Below are 18,380 nucleotides of genomic sequence, written 5' to 3'. Positions count from 1 at the left end.
TGATCGGCGCTGTCAATCAGCCAACGCCATTTGCAGCGTCTGACGCTGTTTTTGAGCCCACTTCGTCCCGATTCTTAGGGAGTCGCGTTGCTGCGAAGTTGCGGAGGCGAAGAACAGATCCTCGCTGAGGTCCAGTCTTTCGAAGATGCGCCGTTGCTGGAGGGTGCGAGCGCGCAGCGGTGCCTCCGAGACCGTGCCCTCTGCGCCGTCGCGGCCAAACATCGCCGCAGCACGTTCCAAGCACTCCAGTGCGGCTTCGGACGTGGCAGGTACGGCTCGAGGCTCCGCCAAGCGCATCTTGAGCACGAAGGGATTCTTTCCAACCACAAGTCCCCACGGGCGTCGTCCGCTCGCAGGATTGACGGACATCGCCTCCAATTTCGTCAAGCCAAAGACCCGCGCGAGTCGCAAGCGCATGGCCAGCAGAGGCAACGAGCGTTCGATCTCTCGAATCGCGGCTTGAGCTTGCGCTTCGTCCTTCTGAACCGGGAGAACCAGCGATTGGAGCATGACGCGCGCGATGTGATCCCCTTTGCGAGACGCTCGAAAAAGCAGGCTCACAGCCTTCTCCATCGATTCGATCTCGGTAGCCTCACGCAGCTCCAACGCTCCCAGCCGACGTTGCGCTTCCGCGATGCCGTGCTGCACCGCCTTCTCGAGACAGAAACGCGCCATCATAGGATTGGCAACCGATCCGCGGTAGTCGGCGCAGATCCGATACAGGTGAAGCCATGCTTCGGAGATCCCGCCGTCAGCCGCGCGCAAAAGGTAGGCCGCCGCCTTTCGCAACTGCGGAGACGAGACCAGACGTTCCGCTGGAAGCTCACCACACCGCACGCCGGCAAGTGCTCGTCCGAGAGCATGGCTGGCGTAGACATCGCCGGATGAGGCACATCGGTCGAGAGCGCATTCGACCAAGCTGATTGGCAAGCTGCCCAGGGGCTTCGCGTTCTGCTCTGCGTGCCGGATCACTTCCACGATCAGCTGAGTGACGGGGACAGGGAGTGCGTCGTAAGGTTCGGGCAGCAGCCGGAGCATGCGGACCGCCACATCAAGTTGGTTTTCACCGAGTGCAGCTGCGGCAGTGCGTCTGATCACCTCGGGCACGTCCATCGGCTGGACCTCCTGAATGAAGGCCAAGACGCTGCCGACGGTCGATTCCGTCAGCGCCGCATGGGCCGACCGAATCGAATCGGCGCATCGGGACAACAGGCTCTTCGCCTCGGCAAGATCTCCGCAGACCAACCGCCACGCAGCGAGCTTCAGCCGCGACGCGTCTTCGTGTTCGGCGGCGGTCTTCAAGACCTGCAACTGATCGAACTCCAGGATCTCCTGCAATTCCAAGCCATTGGCGATGGTGCAGGCCGCTTCCTTGGGCGCTTGAGCGAGGGCGGCTTGCAGGTACGAAAGCGCGACAGGGACGTTGCGGACGAACCCTGAAGTGCCTTGCAGGTATGCCTCCCCAAGCTTGAGACGGGCGTCAGCATCGCCCTGTTTGGCAAGCAATCGCAGCTGAATGTCCTGGCGCCGCATGTAGACCCTTATGGGGCCACACGCGCCCCGAGAACTGGAGTTCTGCTGACACCCGAAGGGAATCTGCAAAGAACGCACATTCTCGAAACGGCAAGACGGCAATTCCTCGTCAAAGAGATGACAAATTTGATATTCGAAAGTCAGGTTTGACGGCGGATTGAAAAGCCGGTGAAAAACTGCGATCGCAAGCGTTGGCCTGAAGAAACGCCTGATATGGACTTTCTGGAAGATTGACTTGCGTTGATCCCTTCGATCCGTATCACACGCCCAAAGTCGAGGTGCGCACTCCTAGGATTTCGGTCGATGTCAGAAATAAGGCATCGAAACAACCGCAATTTCCACTCGCAAGGACCTCGCATGAAAATCAATCGCGCACTGGCACTCTCGCTCGCCGCCGCATCCCTCGGCGCAAGCGCGCAGTCTTCTGTGACCCTGTTCGGCGTCGTCGACGCGAACGTTCGCTACGTCAAGAACAGCGGCCTGAGCAGCAACTACGGCATGAGCAACAGCGGCTTGTCGTCCGGCCGTCTCGGCTTCCGTGGCGTGGAGGACCTCGGCGGCGGCCTGAAGGCCGGCTTCTGGCTGGAATCGGACGTCAATGCCGACACCGGAACCATCAGCCCCACGGGCAAGATGTTCCAGCGTCGTTCCACGGTGAGCCTGATGGGCAACTGGGGTGAGATCCGCCTGGGCCGCGATTTCTCGCCCGCCTCCGTGCATTCCTTCAAGTACGACCCGTTTGGTGTGATCGGTATCGGCGGCCAGAACGTGACCAGCCGCATCCCCGGCGCCATCGCCTCCTACTACCGCCACGACAACGCTGTCGGCTACTTCACCCCGAACTTCGGCGGTCTGCAGGCAGAGTTCATGTTCGCTCCTGACGAGCAGGCAACCAGCAACACCGGTCGCCACATGTCCGGTCGTTTGTCGTACGACAACGGCCCGGTGAGCGTTTCTCTCTCCTACGGCACCACCAACGTTGCTTACAACGGCACCAGCACCGGCAAGTACAAGCAGCTGGGCTTGGCTGGCTCGTACAACTTCGGCGTGGCGCAGCTGATCGCAAGCATGTACCGCGACGATCTGCCGTTCGGCACCTACGGCACCGCCGGAGTCACGGCCGGTTCCGAAGATCGCTGGCTGATTGGCGTCAACATCCCGATCGGCAACGACCAGATCCGCGCATCGTACGTTCGCACCAACGCTCGCAAGGGCACGGCCGGCTACAACGACAGCGATGCTGACAAGTGGGCGATCGGCTACGTCCACAACATGTCCAAGCGCACCTCCATCTACGGCACGGTCTCCCGCGTCAGCAACGACGGCGGCGCGAACTTCGCCATCGCCGGTGGTGCACCGACGCCGGGTGGCTGGTCCGGCAACTCCACCGGTGCCGAGGTGGGCATCAAGCACAGCTTCTGACGAATCGCCAGACCCCATAAACACTTTCAATGGGTGATGAGTCCGTAGCAATTACGGGCCATTGGCCATGGTCGCTCATAGAGGGCCATGGCCTCTTTTTTCAATAACGACAAAAAGTGCGTTCCGGTTAACTGCAAGATGACTGATTTGTCATTTTCATGATCGAAATATTGCGGATGGGTTTCTAAGAATGCCCTACCGTTCAAGATCAGTAGCAGTCGATGGTTCCAATTATCTGGCGGCCGGTAAAATCCGGGCGCTGTTTGCGCTTGCGCATTTGGCGCGGCATGCCCTCGCCCATTTCCGTGGGACAAGCGGAAGGTGTGGAAAGGGATTATTCACCCAGCGCCGGAGTAATCCGATCGTCCCCGAAGCACGGAGGGGAGACGCCGTGAGGGCGCGCAACCGCCCCGCAGCCGTCAGAGGGTCGGTGCTGAACCTGGCTGCAGCACTTTGGCTCCTGGCACTTCTGAACGAGCCATTCTGGGTATCTCTGTGGCAAGCGACCGGGGGATGGGACGCTGAGCACGCCGCCTATCTTCTGACGCTCCCAGTCTTCGCGTTGGCGTGGGTTTGGCTGACGTTGGAACTGCTGACATGGGGGCGCGCTGCCAAGCCCGTTCTCTGCACGATCCTTGTGCTGTCGGCTGCTGTGGCGTACTTCATGCACCGATACGGCATCGCTTTCGACCGGGGCATGCTCACCAACGTCATGGAGACGGACGTGGCAGAGGCGCGGGAGTTGCTGAGCCCATCGTTGGCATTCTGGATTGTTGGCTTCGGCGTGCTGCCCGCGCTCGCCGTGGCGTGGTGGCCGCGGCTTCCGAGAGGCCTGGTGGCAACGGTCACAGACAAGGTGATCGTCGTTTCGGCCATCGTGTTCGTCGCAGGAATGATTCTGGTGTTCCAAACTGCGGCCTACACCTCTCTGTTTCGCAACCACCGCGATCTTCGGTTGCAGCTGGTGCCAACCAACTACCTGTCAGCCGCACACGGCTACGTCAAAGCGCGCCTTAAGCCGAGCCAGCGACTCGAAGTCGTTTCGACAGGCGCTACACGGACCGAGAGCGCGGCGCAGTCGCGACGTCCGATGGTGTTCGTGATGGTTGTGGGCGAGACGATGCGTGCTGCGAATCTCCCGTGGAACGGCTACGACCGTCCTACGGCCCCGCTGCTGTCCAAACGAGCGAGCCTCGTGAACTTTGGCAAGGCGGCGTCTTGCGGAACGGCGACGGCGGTCTCGCTTCCGTGCATGTTCCTCGACGTGGGCCGACAAGGCTACGACGACGGTCTCGCGTACCGCCGCGAAAGTCTTTTGGATGTGCTCCAGGCGGCCGGATTGGACGTCTGGTGGTTGAGCAACAACTCCGGATGCAAAGGCGTTTGCGATCGCGTACAGGTCATCGATGTGCCCGCCGCCGCAGCCAAGGATTGCGGTGAAGGTGGCTGCACGGACGAAGTGCTCGTCGAAGCACTCAAGGCACGGCTTGCAAACGTCGAGCGCGACACGGTGATCGTCATGCACATGAAGGGTCAGCACGGTCCCGCGTACTACCTTCGTTACCCCACCGAGTTCGAAGCATTTGGCCCGGTATGTCGCGACAACGCCCTGAACCGGTGCTCGGTCGAGCAGGTCGTCAACGCCTACGACAACGCAGTACGCTATTCCGACTTCATCCTCGATCAGACGATCCGCGAGCTGGAAGCCCGATCGGATCGGCTGGACACAGCCATGGTCTTCGTTTCCGATCACGGCGAATCGTTGGGAGAGAAGGGGCTTTTCCTTCACGGAATGCCCTATGAGTTTGCTCCCCAGGTTCAGAAGGAAGTTCCCTTCGTCGCATGGCTCCCCGCAGCGACGAGGGTTCGCCTGCAATTGGATGTTGCCTGCTTGTCGCGTCGCAAGGACACGCTGTCTCACGACAACCTTTACCACTCGATGTTGGGGCTTACAGGCACACGCGCCGGCACGTATCGAGAGAACCTGGACGTGTTCGCGGGATGTCGTGCATCGGACGTGAACTCGGCAACCCGCAGTGCCAAAGGCCCTATCTGACGATGACCGCGGGCCCGTTGTGTAGAAGTGAGCAGGGAGCGGAGCACACTATGGTCAAGATCGGGCGTCGAACCGTGGTGGCAGCCTTACTCCCTGCAGTCACCACTCTATCTGGCTGCGCGACGTCGAAGGATGCGTCGGAGGAAGACGATCCGTTCTGCTACCGAAGCAAGCTGGAGCCGTACATCAAAGGGCCTTGTTTGGCCGGCCCCGTACCGTCTCAGGCGATGGACAGCGCCGCCAAGAGGTTCGAGGCCGATCCGGGGTTTCTGACGGTCTTCGTGGTGCGGCAGGGATGGGCGGACGGGGCCGTGGTGGTCCGTGTTCGTGCTGCCTCGCATCCGGCGGTCGAAACGCTTCCCGACACGTTGGTGCGTCTTCGGCTACGGCCAGGTGCGCACGTGCTTGCTTTGGAGTTCAGGGATCAAACAGATGAGATTGGCGTGCGAGGCGAGGCCGGCCAAGTGCGCTTTGTTCGTCTGCTGAGCTTTGGACTGTCTTGGCGGGGGCGGTACCGGTGGACCGACGAAGGTGCAGAAAGCCTTCGACGGCGGGCGGCAAAGACAAGGCTTGTAGCGGATGTTGTGCTTGGTTGACGGATCTTCGACCGTCAGCGTGGGCGAGGAGCTGATGGATCGTCTGTCCAGGGGTGGTCGCAGCGTCGTGGCATCGGAAGATCATGCGATGCAGTCGGAAAGAGGAAGGCCAATGGGAACCGCGGAACGCCAGCCGTTGTGAGGCACTGCAATGAGGATGACAACCAAGGGACGTCTTGCCGTGAACGCGGTGCTCGACATGGCGCTTCGCCAGCACCGGCATGCGGTTCCGTTGTCGTCCATCAGCAAGCGGCAGCTCATCTCCGTGTCGTACCTTGAACAAATGTTCTCGCGACTGAGACGCCAAGGCATCGTGGATGGCATACGTGGGCCCGGTGGCGGATACACGCTGGGGCGTAGCCCGAAGGACATCACGATCGCGCAGATCATCCTGGCGGTCGAAGAGCAAGCCGCGCACGACGCACGGTGTGCTGCAAAGGACCAAGAACGGGATTCGCGCGATGCCCCAGACTTGTGGAACGGTTTGTCCACCGAGGTGTTGCGATTCCTGAACGGAATCTCTCTGTGGTCGTTGATGTTGGCCAACCCCATCGACGAAGCAGAGCGGGACGCTGCGTCGCCAAACGGGCAGATTCTGCCTCCCACATCGGCGTTCACGTACGGCGACTACCTAGCACGGAAAGGATGACGTGTTGCCTCACAAAGTTGGCTTTTCGAACGTGACCACGTCGTGGTGTCCATGCGATCTTTGCGACTGATGGAAGCGGTGGAGGTGGTTCCTTCCGGGGATGGCGTCATCCCGTCCTGTCCCGAGGTGTCCATCGTCGTGCCGATGTTCGACGAGGCCGAGAGCGTGTCCGACCTGGTCGCACGCGTGGGCGAGGCCATGCAGGCCAGCGGCCGCAGCTTCGAGCTGCTCGCCGTGGACGACGGCTCGCGCGACGGCACGCCCGCGCTGCTGCGCCAGCTGGCCCGCGAGCGGCCCTGGCTGCGCCCGGTCTGCCTGGCACGCAACTACGGCCAGTCCTGCGCGCTGCAGGCCGGCTTCGACCGCGTGCGCGGCAGCTACGTGGTGACGCTGGACGCCGACCTGCAGAACGACCCGCTGGACATCCCCGGGCTGCTGGACCGGCTGGACGCCGAGCCCGAGCTCGACTCCCTGTCGGGCTGGCGCCAGAACCGCCAGGACAAGGCCTTGTCGCGCAAGCTGCCCTCGATGCTGGCCAACCGGCTGATCTCGCGCACCACTGGCCTGCAACTGCACGACTACGGCTGCGCGCTGAAGGCCTACCGGCGCCCCATCGTCGACCGCATCCGGCTCTACGGCGAGCTGCACCGCTTCCTGCCGCTGCTGGCGCACGACGCCGGCGCGCGCATCGCCGAGGTGCCCGTGCGCCACCATGCGCGCGCCAAGGGCCAGTCCAAGTACGGCATCGACCGCACCTTCCGTGTCGTGCTCGACCTGGTGCTGGTGCTGTTCTTCCTGCGCTACCGCCAGCGCCCGCTGCACGCCTTCGGCGGCCTGGGCCTGTGGCTGGCCACGCCGGGCGCGCTGATCCTGGCCTGGCTGTTCGCGCAGAAGCTGGCCGGCGAGGCCATCGGCGGCCGCCCGCTGCTGCTGGCCGGCGTGATGCTGGTGCTGGTGGGTCTGCAGCTGGTCGTCGCCGGGCTGATCGGCGAGGTCATGATGCGCATCTACTACGAGAGCGGTGGCGGCAGGCAGTACCACCTGCGCGAAGAGCCCGAGACCCCCGAAGCGAAGCTCTGAACCGATGCCCCGTCCGTGTTGCGCCCTGGTCGGCGGACCTAGGTCTGACGTCGCGCGACCATGGGAAGGTTGGTTCGCCGACGGCCGCGGCTACCAGGTGCTGCCCGAGCGTTTACAGCGCTCAAGCGGCTTGGTCGCGCCGTCTGTGCAAGACATCCTCGGCGCCTTTCCCTAGGAGGGGATGACAGGCGTCGAGGACACATGCCTACGAATCAGGCGCCCTTGTGAACGTGCCCGCACGAGGCGGCGCATTTGCGGCATGCTTCCGCACACTGCTTCATGACCCCGTCCGGGTCCGCGTGCTGCTCGCACAGGTCGGCGCAAGCATTGCAAACTTCGGCGCACTCGGCGCAAATGTGAGCGTGGTGCGGCGAGTTGCGCGTCATGAAGTCTGCGCAAAGAAGGCAGAGCTGCGAGCAGTCGAGCAGGGCGACGAGGTGCTTGCTTTCCGAATGGGAGGACTTGCCGTGCAGCACATGTGCGATCGCTTCGGTGCAGAGTCGATGGCACTCGAGGCAGTCCTTGATGGTGTCGGCGTGGCTTTGGTTCTGATGCATGGGCATCTCCGGTTGAGAGGTTTGTCGAGAGGCTTTTGGAGCCGGTGATGGGTTGGGCTTTGTGACCCACCACGACCATATCGCTGCCAGTTTCCAGAGTTGTAGGCGCAAGCGCTATCCCGAGGTGGGCTGCCCCTCCCGCGGCGTCATGGAACGCGTGTCGGTTTCAAGACCGGCTTGTCACCGTTGCACGATGCTTGCGCATGCGCAACCAAGCCAACTCCGCCGGCGGTGCAACTTCACGCCAACGCTCCCTGTCAGAACCGTGAAATCGGTGACGCCAACCTTTCCTCATTCGGTCAATGCTGTTTGAAAACTGTCATGCGCCGACGTCAATGTCTTTACCACTGTTGCGGTCGGTAGCGTGGAGAGATGCGTTCGAATCGAGTTGATTGATCTCGGTAGACGGGTGCAGGCTCAGGCGCTTGTCGCTGAGGCGCGCCTCCGATAGCGGGTTGTCGGTAGACTCGACGCGTGCGTCGCTTCTTCGTCCTCTTCATGCTTTGCCTGTTGTCCCTCCAGGGGGCTTGGACCGCAAGCATGTGCGAGCGCGAGAACGCCAGCTTTCGCTCCAGTTCCCAAGGTCAGGACGACGCTGTGCGTGTCGCCTTCGATTTGGGGTGCGACAGCTCGGCGGCAACCGTTGCCGAAGGCGCAGACCAAGGCGACTGCAGAGCCTGCTCAGGCGTCGGCACAGCCTTGGTCGGGCGGAACATGTCCTTGGGCTTCTGGCAGGATGTCCCACCGTTTGCCCTTGCAGGACCGTTCCTGCCCGAACCCCCGCTGGATGCTCTGTTGCGCCCGCCCTTGGTGGCCCGCACCTAGCCGACCCGCCGCCCCTCGGCCTGGCATCGGCAGGCCTGTCCTCCGTCCACGTGTGCTCACCGTGCACACCGACGGCTTTGCAATTCACGCAGGCAGCCCATTCGCTCGCGGTGAGGCTGCGCAACCGCGCACACCATGAAGATTGCCTCTGTCGGCAGCACCACGATTGCTGCGTCCCTGACGCGCTCCGCCTGGATCGCCATCGCGCTGTCCTGGACCGTTGCGCTCGTCGCTACCCTCGGTGCGCTGTTCTTCAGCGAGGTGATGCAACTTCAGCCCTGCGTGCTGTGCTGGTACCAGCGCATCGCCATGTTCCCGCTGGTGTTGATCCTGGGCATCGGTGCCTTCGCGCAGGACCGGAGCTGCATCCGTTACGCGCTGCCGCTGGCCGCAGCCGGTTGGTTGCTGGCCGGCTACCACTGGCTGGTCTACAGGGGCTTCGTTCCCGAGGCCTTGCAGCCTTGCGGCCAGGGTCCCTCGTGCACCGAGGTGAAGCTGGAGCTGGCCGGGTTCGTCACGATCCCGCTGCTCTCGCTCGCCGCCTTTTCCCTCATCCTGCTGTTCCTGGTGGCAGCACAACGTCCATCCCGACCATGACCCGCAAACGAATCGCGCTGGCGCTCATCGCCTCGCTCGCCCTGGCTGCCTTCGCCCTGGGCAGCTTTCTCTACCAACGAAGCCAGGCCGCTGCACAGCAAGAACTGGCTCGCAGCAACGAAGGGGTGTTCGCTCGTGCCCATTCGCCGACCTACGGCGACCCAGCGGCCAAGGTGCGGCTGACGGAGTTCTTCGACCCCGCCTGTGAGACGTGCCGTGCGTTCTATCCGGCCGTCAAGAAACTGGTCGACGACAGCCAGGGCCGGGTGCAGCTCGTGGTGCGCTTCGTGCCCTTCCACTATGGCGCCGACCTGGCCGCCAAGATTCTGGTGGCCGCGCACGACCAGCAGCTGTTCGTGCCCGTGGTCGAGGTCGTCCTGGCGACCCAGGACAGCTGGGCCTCGCACGCCAATCCGCGGCCCCAGCTGCTGTGGGGTTACCTGGCGCAAAGCGGCCTGGACATCGCCAAGGCGAAGGCCGCCGTCGACACAGCGCAGGTGAAGGCCGTCATCGCGCAGGACATGGCCGATGCGCGCAGCCTGAACGTGACGCGCACGCCGGGTTTTTTCGTCAACGGCAAGCCGCTGGAGCGCTTCGGCTACGAGCAGTTGCTGGAACTCGTGCAGCGCGAGGTCGAGCTTGCCTATGGCCAGTGAGAGGCGTGCAGACAGCACATATCGACCATGACAGGCCGCTACGTCAGCTTCGGGCGGTTGGAAGGGGGGCGTTCTATGGGCCGCCTGCCACTCGGCGCGAACCCATGTCTTAGATTCAGAACAATAGCCTCGCCAGCATCTCCGTGGTCAAGCTTCGGACGCCGCGTGGGCGAGCCGGCGCTCGGCTACGGCGTCGACGGAGCGGGATGGCTGCTCTTGCGCCGTGAGATTTCGCCCGAGTTCGATCGCGTACGTTCGCCACCCGTCGCTGTCGGGGCCGGTTGCACGGAAGGCGCCGTTGTGAGATCGCGCGACCTCTCGGATGAATCGATGGCCGAATCCAAGGCCGAGAAGATTTGTTCCGAAATCAACGGTCCCGCTCTGCGCCGCGCCGTTGTCGCGCACCTCGACGACGGCCGGTATGCCCTTGAGCCGCACCTCAATGGTCGCTCCGCTCGGTGCGTGGCCGATCGCGTTGGTGATGAGATTGCGAACCGCCAGGTCAAGGAGCCCTGGATGGCCGCTCGTGACGCACATCGATGGCGCAGCGATGACGAGTGTCTGCTGTTTGCTCTGCGCTTCCTTGCGGTGGTCGTCGACCAGTTTGCGGAGCAGGGCGGCAAGATCGAAGCTCCGCACTCCGCTCATGCTGTCGATGGACTTGCTCCTTGCGAGCGTGAGCAGATCGGCCAGCGTAGTCCCGGCTCTGCACGCGTCGATCTGGATCTGGTCAACGACAGTGGCTTGCTGGGCCGGCGTCATCGGACGACGCATCAGGTTGGCGTGCAGCTGAAGGGAAGTGAGGGGCGTTCGAAGTTCGTGCACGAACCCGTCGACCAGATCTCGTTCACGCCGAAGTGCCGCCTCGTGCGACTCGGCCAGCCGCACAAGCGTCTGCGTCAGCGGAACAAGCTCTTCGTGCGACGCCTTGAACGGTGTCTGTGAGCCAAAGCACGTTGCACGCATCTCGTGGCCCAGCTTGGAAACAGGATTCAGGCCGCGTTTCACGATCCATGCCAACGACAGCAGCAGTACGGGCAACAGCCACATGGCGACCGTGGCGATGTGCTCGGTGAGCTGGTCGACAGGATTGCCACGATCTGCCTGATCCATGAGCACCGACACCTTCGCGCCGTCTTCCGAGCGCGTGCGGGTGAAGACCCGCCATGCTCGACCGTCAGGACCTAGCGAAAGGGTTGCGAAGCCGTTCCCTACGTCCGCAGGCGGAAGAGGTGCTGAACCTGTGTGAAGAACGGTCCTACCCGCTGCGTCCGTGACCGACAGGGTCAGTGAGGTTTGCCGCATCGACGAGGCGCTTGCCTGGCCAATGTCCCGTGGGTTGAGCGCTGCCAGAAGTGCACCGACGTTGGCGAGGTGCGAGTCCACCAAGTCCTCCACGCTGGTCAGGGTGGCTTGATAGGCGATGGATCCAACGACGATGATCCAGGCTGTGACGGCAAACGAGAGTTGCGCGAGGAGTCGTCGTCGCAGCGATGGCAGAGATGCGCGGGAGTTGGAAACCATGGAGCAGTAAGCGAAACGCGACCGCCGAGCGGCGCAGATGCGGGGATCAGTGGACGTGCAAGTCCGCGACCAGTCGGGACTTCAACGCGCGTTGGCGAAGGTCGGCGTCGTCTTCCAGGGTCCACCGGTAGCGAACGCGCCAAGACAACCCGACGCCTTTGAGGCGTACGAACTGAACGTCGCCCGCGTTCCCCTGCACATGGATGAAGTCGCGCTGCTCTTCGAACGACAGCGCAAGAAGGTGCTTTCCGGGTGTGAATCGAATGCGCACGAAGGTGTCTGGAAGGGTCTGAACGCCTGGCTGTTGGTCGGCTCGGACGACGACGAGATCTTGTCCATCTGCCCAGCTGTGTCGGACGACGAAGACCGTCAGATGCTCTGGGTCGGCTTTGAAGCTCTTGGCATCGGCGTCGGCGTCTAGCGACGGCACGGGTTTGTCTATGCAGGGGCCCTTGATGTAGTGCTCCAGCTTGCTTCGATGGCAGTACAACGTGCTTTGGTCACGTGGCGGGCGAGGGGTGCTCGCGCAGCCAGCGATGCCGACAAGCATGGGAATTGCGCTGGCGACCAGCAATCGCCTGCCTGTGTCGACGGACCGGCGGGAAGCCGAAAGGTGGCTTGTGCGGCTTGCGTTCAGCATCGAGCACCTGCAGTAGAGCATTGAGGGGGGCGGAGACGTGGAACGTCGCGCGCTTGCCGTGGTTGCACTGGCATGGTCTGGTCATGTCCCCGCAGGAGTGGCCCATTGTTCAGGCCGGATCTGGCATTCGGCCTCAAATCAGATGACAAATGGGTCATCTTGGACGGCCTGACAGGTCGGACTTCTGACAGCGGCTGCGCATCCGGCCTCTGTCCAATTGACCGCCCCGTGATCGATGCGCCGATCGCCGCGAGATGGCACGCCACGCCGGGATCGGGTTTTGTACATGACGGGCGGATGACAAAGATGTCACCTTTTTGACGAAGAGATGCGCACTTGGCGTTCTGAGAATTCGCTCAGCGTCGTGCAGGGCCATGGGCCCTGTCGCCGCTCGCGCCCGGGTGCTAGGGGAAGGACGCTCGCTGGCGCACACCGGACTGGATAGGCGTAACCCTCATGACGGCGCGTCTTTCAATAACAGCGAACAAACCAGGAGGGACAGAAGTCATGATGAAGGCCATGGTTGCGTTGACGGCAGGGCTTGCGTTTGGAGGTGGTGCCGCGAGTGCCGCCGATTGGAGCGACACGTCGGTGGGGGTGCGGTACGGCACGAAGTTCGCCGAACCCTACAACCCGAACGACATCGAAAAGACGATCGTCAACCTCACCCATTCGAGCGGCTACAAGTACGGCACGAACTTCTTCAATGTCGACTTCTTGATGTCGGACAGCAAGGACAGCAACGCTCAGGAAATCTACCTGGTGTACCGGCACACGCTGGACCTGGGAAAGGTGACCGGGAGGTCGATGGCATTCGGACCAGTCCGTGGCGTTGGCGTGACTGCGGGCTTCGATGCGAACACGAAGAACGACCCAGGTTATGGCTCGCGCAAGCGGATGCTCGTCCTTGGGCCAACGTTCATGATGGACGTGCCTGGCTTCGTGAACGTGGGCGTCTACGCCTTGTGGGAGAGCAACAGGCCTCGCGCGATTTCGGAGAGGTATTCCTACGACGTTCATCCCATGCTCAACGTGGCGTGGGGCATTCCTGTGGGCGGCACCGGTCTGTCGTTCGAGGGCTATCTGAACTGGATCGCCGCCAAAGGCCGCAACGAATTTGGCGGGGGAACTTCCGCCGAGACGAATTTGGATGCGACGCTCTGGTACGACGTGTCGCCGCACATCAGCGCGGGCCCCAAGACGTTCCGTGTGGGGCTCGGGTATCAGTACTGGCGGAACAAGTTTGGCAACCTCAAGTCGGTTCCGGGGTCGTTCGCAAAGACGCCGATGCTCCGTGCAGACTTCCATTTCTGAGAGGCCCGCGCGCATGCGATCGACATGCCGATCAAGCTCATGCTCCCTTCGCTCATGCGCGCATGGTCGATCTGGCCTCGCCATTGCACCGAGGGGAACTGCCTATGCCCCCGGCCACCGTCGAGCCTGCGGCTCGGATGCATCGGACGGTTGCGCTGGGCGATTGATGTCCAACGTTAAGTGAGGTAGTCATGGAGCCTGCAAGCAGATTTCTTCGCATCGGATCGCTGTCCGACCGCATCGGCGCGACCGAGGAGTGGCGTGGCGATGCGGTGGTGATGCGTGGGCGCAGACAGGCGATCCTGGCAAGCAACATCGCGAACGTGGACACACCCGGCTACAAAGCGCGGGACCTGAGTTTTGCCGACACCATGGAGGATGCTTTGACCAGGGCGAACGGGCCGCAGCTGGATGCAAAGGCCGACAGGCATTTTGGCCCCGAATCCATGGTGCGGCCGCGGAGCACGCTCGAGCTGGCGGGCTACGAGCAGCCCGACCAGCCGCAACTGGACAACAACTCCGTGGACATGAACACCCAGACCGCCAAGATTGCAAAAAACTCGATCTTGTACGAACTTGCGATGCAGGTGTACGAGGACGAACTTAAGGAGTTCAAGGCGGCGGCTGGTGATCCACGAACGGCTTCGCGTTGAGGACGGAAATCACCCCCGCGAGGCTTGCGGAGGATCTTTGCACGTACCACGGCTGAACCACCATTCCGAGCGGATCATGCGCGTCAGAAATTGAGGGTGAAGGGTCTTCTGGGACTGAACGGTGACCTGCGTCTGCCCCTCGTCGGTGGCGACGGCGAACGGCTCCATCGTGTAGGTGTACTTCTGCGTGGTGCCGGCCTTCCATGCGCGGGTGGCGTCCCGGCCCTGGTGGGTCTTTCCTTCGTCTTTCACCACGCCGTCGGGGGTGAAGGCGGCGGCGACCGCGTCCGGGCCGCCGTGGCGGTCGGCTTCGAAATAGGCGGCGATGCTGCGCGGCAAGTTGACAGTCATTCAGTGCTCCAATGGGGTTGAACAGAACAGCCTTTGAGAGGCTTGCGGCCCCTTCGCAGAGCCGACGGGAGGAATTTAGGACCGAAGGATTGCCGCGACAATCTGGACAAAATAGGATGAGCTATTTCGAAAATCGGGACAATGACGCGCTCTGTACTGGCCGATCTGGATGCCGTCCTGGCGGTTGCGCGGCGCAACTCCTTCCGGGGTGCGGCGTTGGAGCTGGGCATGTCCACGACGGCCTTGAGCAACGCCATCGGCAAGCTCGAGCAGCGCCTGGGCATTCGCCTGTTCAACCGCACCACGCGCAGCGTTTCGCTCACCGACGCGGGCAAGGCCTTCGTCGAGCGGGTAGGGCCGGCGATGACCGACATCCACGACGCCATGCACGCGGCGCAGTCGCTGCAGGAGACGCCGAGCGGCATCTTGCGCATCAATGCCTTCGCATCGGCGGCGCGTGAGGTGATGGCGCCCCTCGTCCTGTCGTTCCTCCGCCGCCACCCCCAGGTGCATGTCGACCTGGTCACGGAGGGGCGCCTGGTGGACATCGTCGCGGCTGGCTTCGACATGGGGCTGAGGCCGGCCGATCTCGTGCCCAGCGACATGGTGTCCCTCTCGCTCGGCCTGCCGCGCAGCAATGCCGTCGTCGCATCGCCCGACTTTCTGCGCATGCACGGCAGACCGATCGTGCCGACCGACCTGCACCGCTTCCCTTGCATCCGGGCACGGCTGCCCAACCATGCCTTGTTCCGCTGGAGGTTCGAGAAGGAAGGGGAGACCGTCCAGATCGATGTGCAAGGCGCCCTCACGCTCGATGAGCCCAGCCTGGTCCGGATCGCCGCGCAAAGCGGCGTCGGGCTCGGCTACGTCATGGAGGCGGACGTGCGCGAGGACCTGGCGGCCGGCCGACTGGTGCGGGTGCTGGAGGACTGGACGCCGGCCCTGGCGCCGCTGTCGCTGTACTACCCCGGCAGGAAGAACCCGCCCGCCGCGTTCCGCGTCTTCGTGCAGAGCGCACGCGCGTTCGCGGAAGGCAACGGGTGAAGACGACGGCGCGGGCAGCGTGGTGCCGCCGCCCGCCGCTGCTCAGCGCCGGTGCCAGTACGCCGCCGCCTGCGTGCGGCTGTCCAGCGCCAGCTTGGTCAGGATGTTGGCCACATGGCGCTTGACCGTGTGCTGGCTCAGCTCCAGCGCGCGGGCGATGAGCTTGTTGCTCTGGCCCTCGGCCAGCAGGGCCAGCACCTCGCGCTCGCGTGTGGACAAGGGGTCGTCCGGTGGCATGGCGGCCTCGGGCGCATGCGGCGTCTGCCAGGCTGCGAGGCGGCGGCGCAGCGCGGCCTGTGCGCTGGCCGGGCAACGCAGGCGCGGGCCCACGGCCTGCCACAGCGCCTGCAGCCGGCCGGGTGGCTCCAGCACCAGGCCCAGGCCGGCGTCGTCGATGGCCTCGGCCAGCACCGCGTCCAACGCCGCGGCGGCGGCATCCAGCGCGCCCTGGGCCGCGCGGCACAGGGCCAGCGCACAACGCGCATCGCCCATGAAGGCCGGCAGCCGCCCGCCACGCTGCAAAACCACGGCCTGCTCCAGCAGGGCGCTGGCCGCCGGCAGGTCGCCGCACAGGAGCGCATGCTGGCCCTGCACCAGCGCGGCGCCGGTGTCCAGCACCGGCCATTCGCGCGGCGAGCGCGGCCGGGACAGCAGCGGCAGCAGCGCGGCCAGGCCCTCGGCGTCCTCGGCCCGCCAATGGATGCGGGCCTGCACGTGGACATAGGTGCGCCGCCAGCCCTGGCTGAAGCCCGGTGTCATGCGGTCGCCCACGGGCGCGATCACGGCCAGGGCTTCGGCGGCCCGGCCTTGGGCTGCGAGCTGCAGGCTGTGCAGGTGCAGCGCGCTGATGCCCAGCATCACGTCGCCGGGCAACTGGCGCTGCAGTTGCAGCAGTGCCTCCAGCGCCGCCCGGGCCGCGGCGGGGTCGCCGTGCCAGAAGGCCAGCCAGGCGTCCAGCGCCGGCACCTGGACCTCGTCCTGGCAGAGCCGGCGCAGCCGCTCCATGAGCGGCCGCGTGCCGGGCAGGCCGATGAAGTGGCCATAGCTCATGTCCACGATGTTGGGATAGCGCGCCGCCGGCGCCAGCGCCGCGTTGTCCGCCATCGCGGCCAGGCCGGCGACCACGGCCGCGCCATCGCCGCGCGCCACGCCGTGCCAAGCCGCCAGCGAGTCGAAGGGCACCTGCAGCGCGGCCGGCAGCGGCGCATCGGCCGCCATGGCCAGCACCTGGCCGGCCCGTTCCAGGTCGCCCAGCGCGTTGTGGCAGGCGCCCAGCATGCCCAGCGCCACGCAGCGCTCGCGCGGCTGGCCCTGCCGTGCGAAGGCATCGTGGCTGCGCTGGAACTCGTCGCGTGCCAGCACCCAGTCCCAGCGCGACCAGGCGCACAGGCCGCGCAGCAGGGCCGCATCGGGCTGTGTCTCGCGCCACTGCGGCGGCAACTGCTCCAGCCAGCGCTCGAGGCGGTGGGTGCCACCCACGGCCAGCAGCCCTTCGGCCATCTGGCGCAGCGCGGCCAGGGCCTCGGGCCAGCGGCCGGCGGCCAGCCAGTGCGGCACGGCGCGTTCGGCCCGGGTCTCGGCCGCGGCGGCGCGGGCGTGCAGTTCGGCGGCCAGGCCGGGTGCGCGGCGGTCGAGCTCGCCGCGCAGGAAGTCGCGGAACAGGTCGTGCAGGCGCAGCACCGGCACGGTCTCGTCCAGCGCGCTCAGGAAGAGCTGGCGGTCGAACAGATCGTCCAGCACGGCGCGGGCATCGCCGCGGCCGGTGACGGCCTCGCACAGCGGCGGGCTGAGCTCGGGCAGCACGCTGCTGTGCAACAGGAACTGCTGCAAGGGCGGTGGCAGCGCGGCCAGCACTTCCTGCGCGAAGTAGTCGAACAGATGGCGGTGGGCGGCCGGGCCCGCCAGCGTGGGCATGCCGCTGCCCTGGCGCGCGCTGCCCAGCACCAGGTGCAGGCCGGCGACCCAGCCGTGCGTGCGCGCCAGCACGGTTTGCAGTGCGTCGTCGGCAGGGGCCTGCAGGCCGCGCAGCCGGCACAGCGCCTGGGCGGCGTCCAGGTCGAACTGCAGGTCCTCCAGGCCCAGTTCCACGAGTTCGCCGCCGGCCCGCCAGCGCGCCAGCGACAAAGGCGGTGCAACGCGGCTGCCGATGAACAGGCACAGCTCGGGCGGTGCGCGGGCGATCAAGGTGTCCAGCAGCTGCAGCGCGGCCGCATCGCTGACATGGTGCAGGTCGTCCAGCACGATGGCGATGCGGGCCTGCGGCCGGCCGCCCAGCGCATCGAGCAGGGCACCGAGCGCGGTGCGCGCGGCGGGGCTGGCGTCCTGCAGCTGGGCCAGTACCGTGGCCGGAGGAACGGGCCAGGGCAGGTCCAGCGCCGCGAGCGCGCCGAACAGCGCGGCGAACAGGCGGTTGGCGTCGTTGTCCTCTGCATCGAGCGAGACCCAGACCACCTCGGTGCCGGGCGTGGCGGCCAGGGCGGTGGCCAGTTGCACGAGCAGCGTGGTCTTGCCGAAACCGGCCGGCGCCTGCACCAGCACCAGCCTGGCGTCGGCGGCACGCTCCAGCGCGCGCGCCAGCAGCGCCGGGCGTGGCACGGCATCACGCCGCGGGCGCGGGATGCGGTACTTGCTGGCCGGGGCGTTGGGTGTTCGGAGGTCCATGCGCGGGGCGGTGGGCCGGCCGATTCTAGGAAGGCCAGGCCCCGCGCGCGGCCCGCGCTCAGCGGGCCGGCGCAGCGGCGCGGCCATCGGCCGAACGGGCCACGGCCGTGGCCCGCAAGGAGCCATGCCGGTGGCTCCCGGCGATGGCCCGTCGGGGCGATGCCGGCGCCGCCGCCGGCCGCAACACTGGCGCCTCCTTCACCACCACGGCTTCACCCCACC

The 18,380-nt window shown here is 65.0% G+C and carries 16 protein-coding genes; 11 read left to right on the top strand and 5 right to left on the bottom strand.

The annotated features are described in order from the left end of the window. Positions 1-12 precede the first annotated feature (12 nt). Entirely contained in the window at positions 13-1,533 is a 1,521-nt protein-coding gene (locus IE209_RS21665) for a tetratricopeptide repeat protein (RefSeq protein WP_189688986.1), read from the bottom strand. 357 nt (positions 1,534-1,890) lie between these two features. On the opposite strand from IE209_RS21665, the gene IE209_RS21660 reads away from it, so the two are divergent. The 5 genes from IE209_RS21660 to IE209_RS21640 all read left to right on the top strand — a co-directional run bounded on the left by IE209_RS21660 (position 1,891) and on the right by IE209_RS21640 (position 7,336). Next, on the top strand, positions 1,891-2,955 hold the full coding sequence (locus IE209_RS21660; protein WP_189688985.1) for a porin: 1,065 nt from the start codon (positions 1,891-1,893) through the stop codon (positions 2,953-2,955). A gap of 391 nt (positions 2,956-3,346) precedes the next feature. After that, positions 3,347-5,011 carry a phosphoethanolamine transferase gene (locus tag IE209_RS21655; RefSeq protein ID WP_189688984.1) on the top strand — a complete coding sequence of 555 codons (1,665 nt, stop codon included), beginning with the start codon at positions 3,347-3,349 and terminating at the stop codon, positions 5,009-5,011. Positions 5,012-5,061: 50 nt separating this feature from the next. After that, on the top strand, positions 5,062-5,607 hold the full coding sequence (locus IE209_RS21650) for a hypothetical protein (protein ID WP_189688983.1): 546 nt from the start codon (positions 5,062-5,064) through the stop codon (positions 5,605-5,607). Between the two features lie 157 nt (positions 5,608-5,764). Beyond that, the gene (locus IE209_RS21645; RefSeq protein WP_189688982.1) at positions 5,765-6,256 is read left to right on the top strand and encodes an Rrf2 family transcriptional regulator; all 492 of its coding nucleotides are present in this window, start codon (positions 5,765-5,767) and stop codon (positions 6,254-6,256) included. Positions 6,257-6,325: 69 nt separating this feature from the next. After that, positions 6,326-7,336, top strand: coding sequence for a glycosyltransferase family 2 protein (locus IE209_RS21640; protein ID WP_189689026.1), 1,011 nt, complete (start codon positions 6,326-6,328; stop codon positions 7,334-7,336). 212 nt (positions 7,337-7,548) lie between these two features. On the opposite strand, the gene IE209_RS21635 is transcribed toward IE209_RS21640, so the two are convergent. Then, a complete protein-coding gene (locus IE209_RS21635) occupies positions 7,549-7,893 on the bottom strand; it encodes a four-helix bundle copper-binding protein (RefSeq protein WP_189688981.1) in 345 nt (114 codons plus the stop codon). 960 nt (positions 7,894-8,853) lie between these two features. Between IE209_RS21635 and IE209_RS21630 the strand changes: the two genes are divergently transcribed. Both IE209_RS21630 and IE209_RS21625 read left to right on the top strand, forming a co-directional pair. Next, positions 8,854-9,315: a disulfide bond formation protein B gene (locus tag IE209_RS21630; protein WP_189688980.1), complete on the top strand. Its 462-nt coding sequence runs from the start codon at positions 8,854-8,856 to the stop codon at positions 9,313-9,315. Next, positions 9,312-9,971, top strand: a complete 660-nt coding sequence (locus tag IE209_RS21625; RefSeq protein ID WP_189688979.1) for a DsbA family protein — start codon at positions 9,312-9,314, stop codon at positions 9,969-9,971. The genes IE209_RS21630 and IE209_RS21625 overlap by 4 nt, the downstream gene beginning before the upstream one ends. A gap of 147 nt (positions 9,972-10,118) precedes the next feature. On the opposite strand, the gene IE209_RS21620 is transcribed toward IE209_RS21625, so the two are convergent. Further along, the gene (locus IE209_RS21620; RefSeq protein ID WP_189688978.1) at positions 10,119-11,495 is read right to left on the bottom strand and encodes a histidine kinase dimerization/phospho-acceptor domain-containing protein; all 1,377 of its coding nucleotides are present in this window, start codon (positions 11,493-11,495) and stop codon (positions 10,119-10,121) included. Between the two features lie 55 nt (positions 11,496-11,550). Here IE209_RS21620 and IE209_RS21615 point away from each other — a divergent pair, with 55 nt between their 5' ends. The 3 genes from IE209_RS21615 (at position 11,551) to flgB (ending at position 14,102) form a co-directional block, all read left to right on the top strand. Continuing rightward, positions 11,551-11,916, top strand: coding sequence for a hypothetical protein (locus IE209_RS21615; protein ID WP_189688977.1), 366 nt, complete (start codon positions 11,551-11,553; stop codon positions 11,914-11,916). 726 nt (positions 11,917-12,642) lie between these two features. After that, on the top strand, positions 12,643-13,449 hold the full coding sequence (locus tag IE209_RS21610; protein WP_373305397.1) for an outer envelope protein: 807 nt from the start codon (positions 12,643-12,645) through the stop codon (positions 13,447-13,449). Between the two features lie 191 nt (positions 13,450-13,640). After that, positions 13,641-14,102: a flagellar basal body rod protein FlgB gene (gene flgB / locus IE209_RS21605; protein ID WP_189688976.1), complete on the top strand. Its 462-nt coding sequence runs from the start codon at positions 13,641-13,643 to the stop codon at positions 14,100-14,102. Positions 14,103-14,111: 9 nt separating this feature from the next. Here flgB and IE209_RS21600 read toward each other — a convergent pair whose 3' ends face one another. Further along, positions 14,112-14,453, bottom strand: a complete 342-nt coding sequence (locus tag IE209_RS21600; protein ID WP_189688975.1) for a nuclear transport factor 2 family protein — start codon at positions 14,451-14,453, stop codon at positions 14,112-14,114. A gap of 141 nt (positions 14,454-14,594) precedes the next feature. Here IE209_RS21600 and IE209_RS21595 point away from each other — a divergent pair, with 141 nt between their 5' ends. Beyond that, complete coding sequence (locus IE209_RS21595) at positions 14,595-15,497, top strand: LysR substrate-binding domain-containing protein (RefSeq protein WP_189688974.1); 903 nt, start codon at positions 14,595-14,597, stop codon at positions 15,495-15,497. Between the two features lie 42 nt (positions 15,498-15,539). Here the strand turns inward: IE209_RS21595 and IE209_RS21590 are convergent, their stop codons facing one another. Then, entirely contained in the window at positions 15,540-18,158 is a 2,619-nt protein-coding gene (locus IE209_RS21590) for a winged helix-turn-helix domain-containing protein (protein ID WP_189688973.1), read from the bottom strand. Positions 18,159-18,380 lie beyond the last annotated feature (222 nt).

Origin of the sequence: Pseudorhodoferax aquiterrae (assembly GCF_014652235.1) — a bacterium.
GTDB classification, from domain to species: Bacteria; Pseudomonadota; Gammaproteobacteria; order Burkholderiales; family Burkholderiaceae_C; genus Pseudorhodoferax; species Pseudorhodoferax aquiterrae.
Note: the sequence above shows the minus strand (reverse complement) of the source record. Positions and strands in the feature narration are given on the sequence as shown.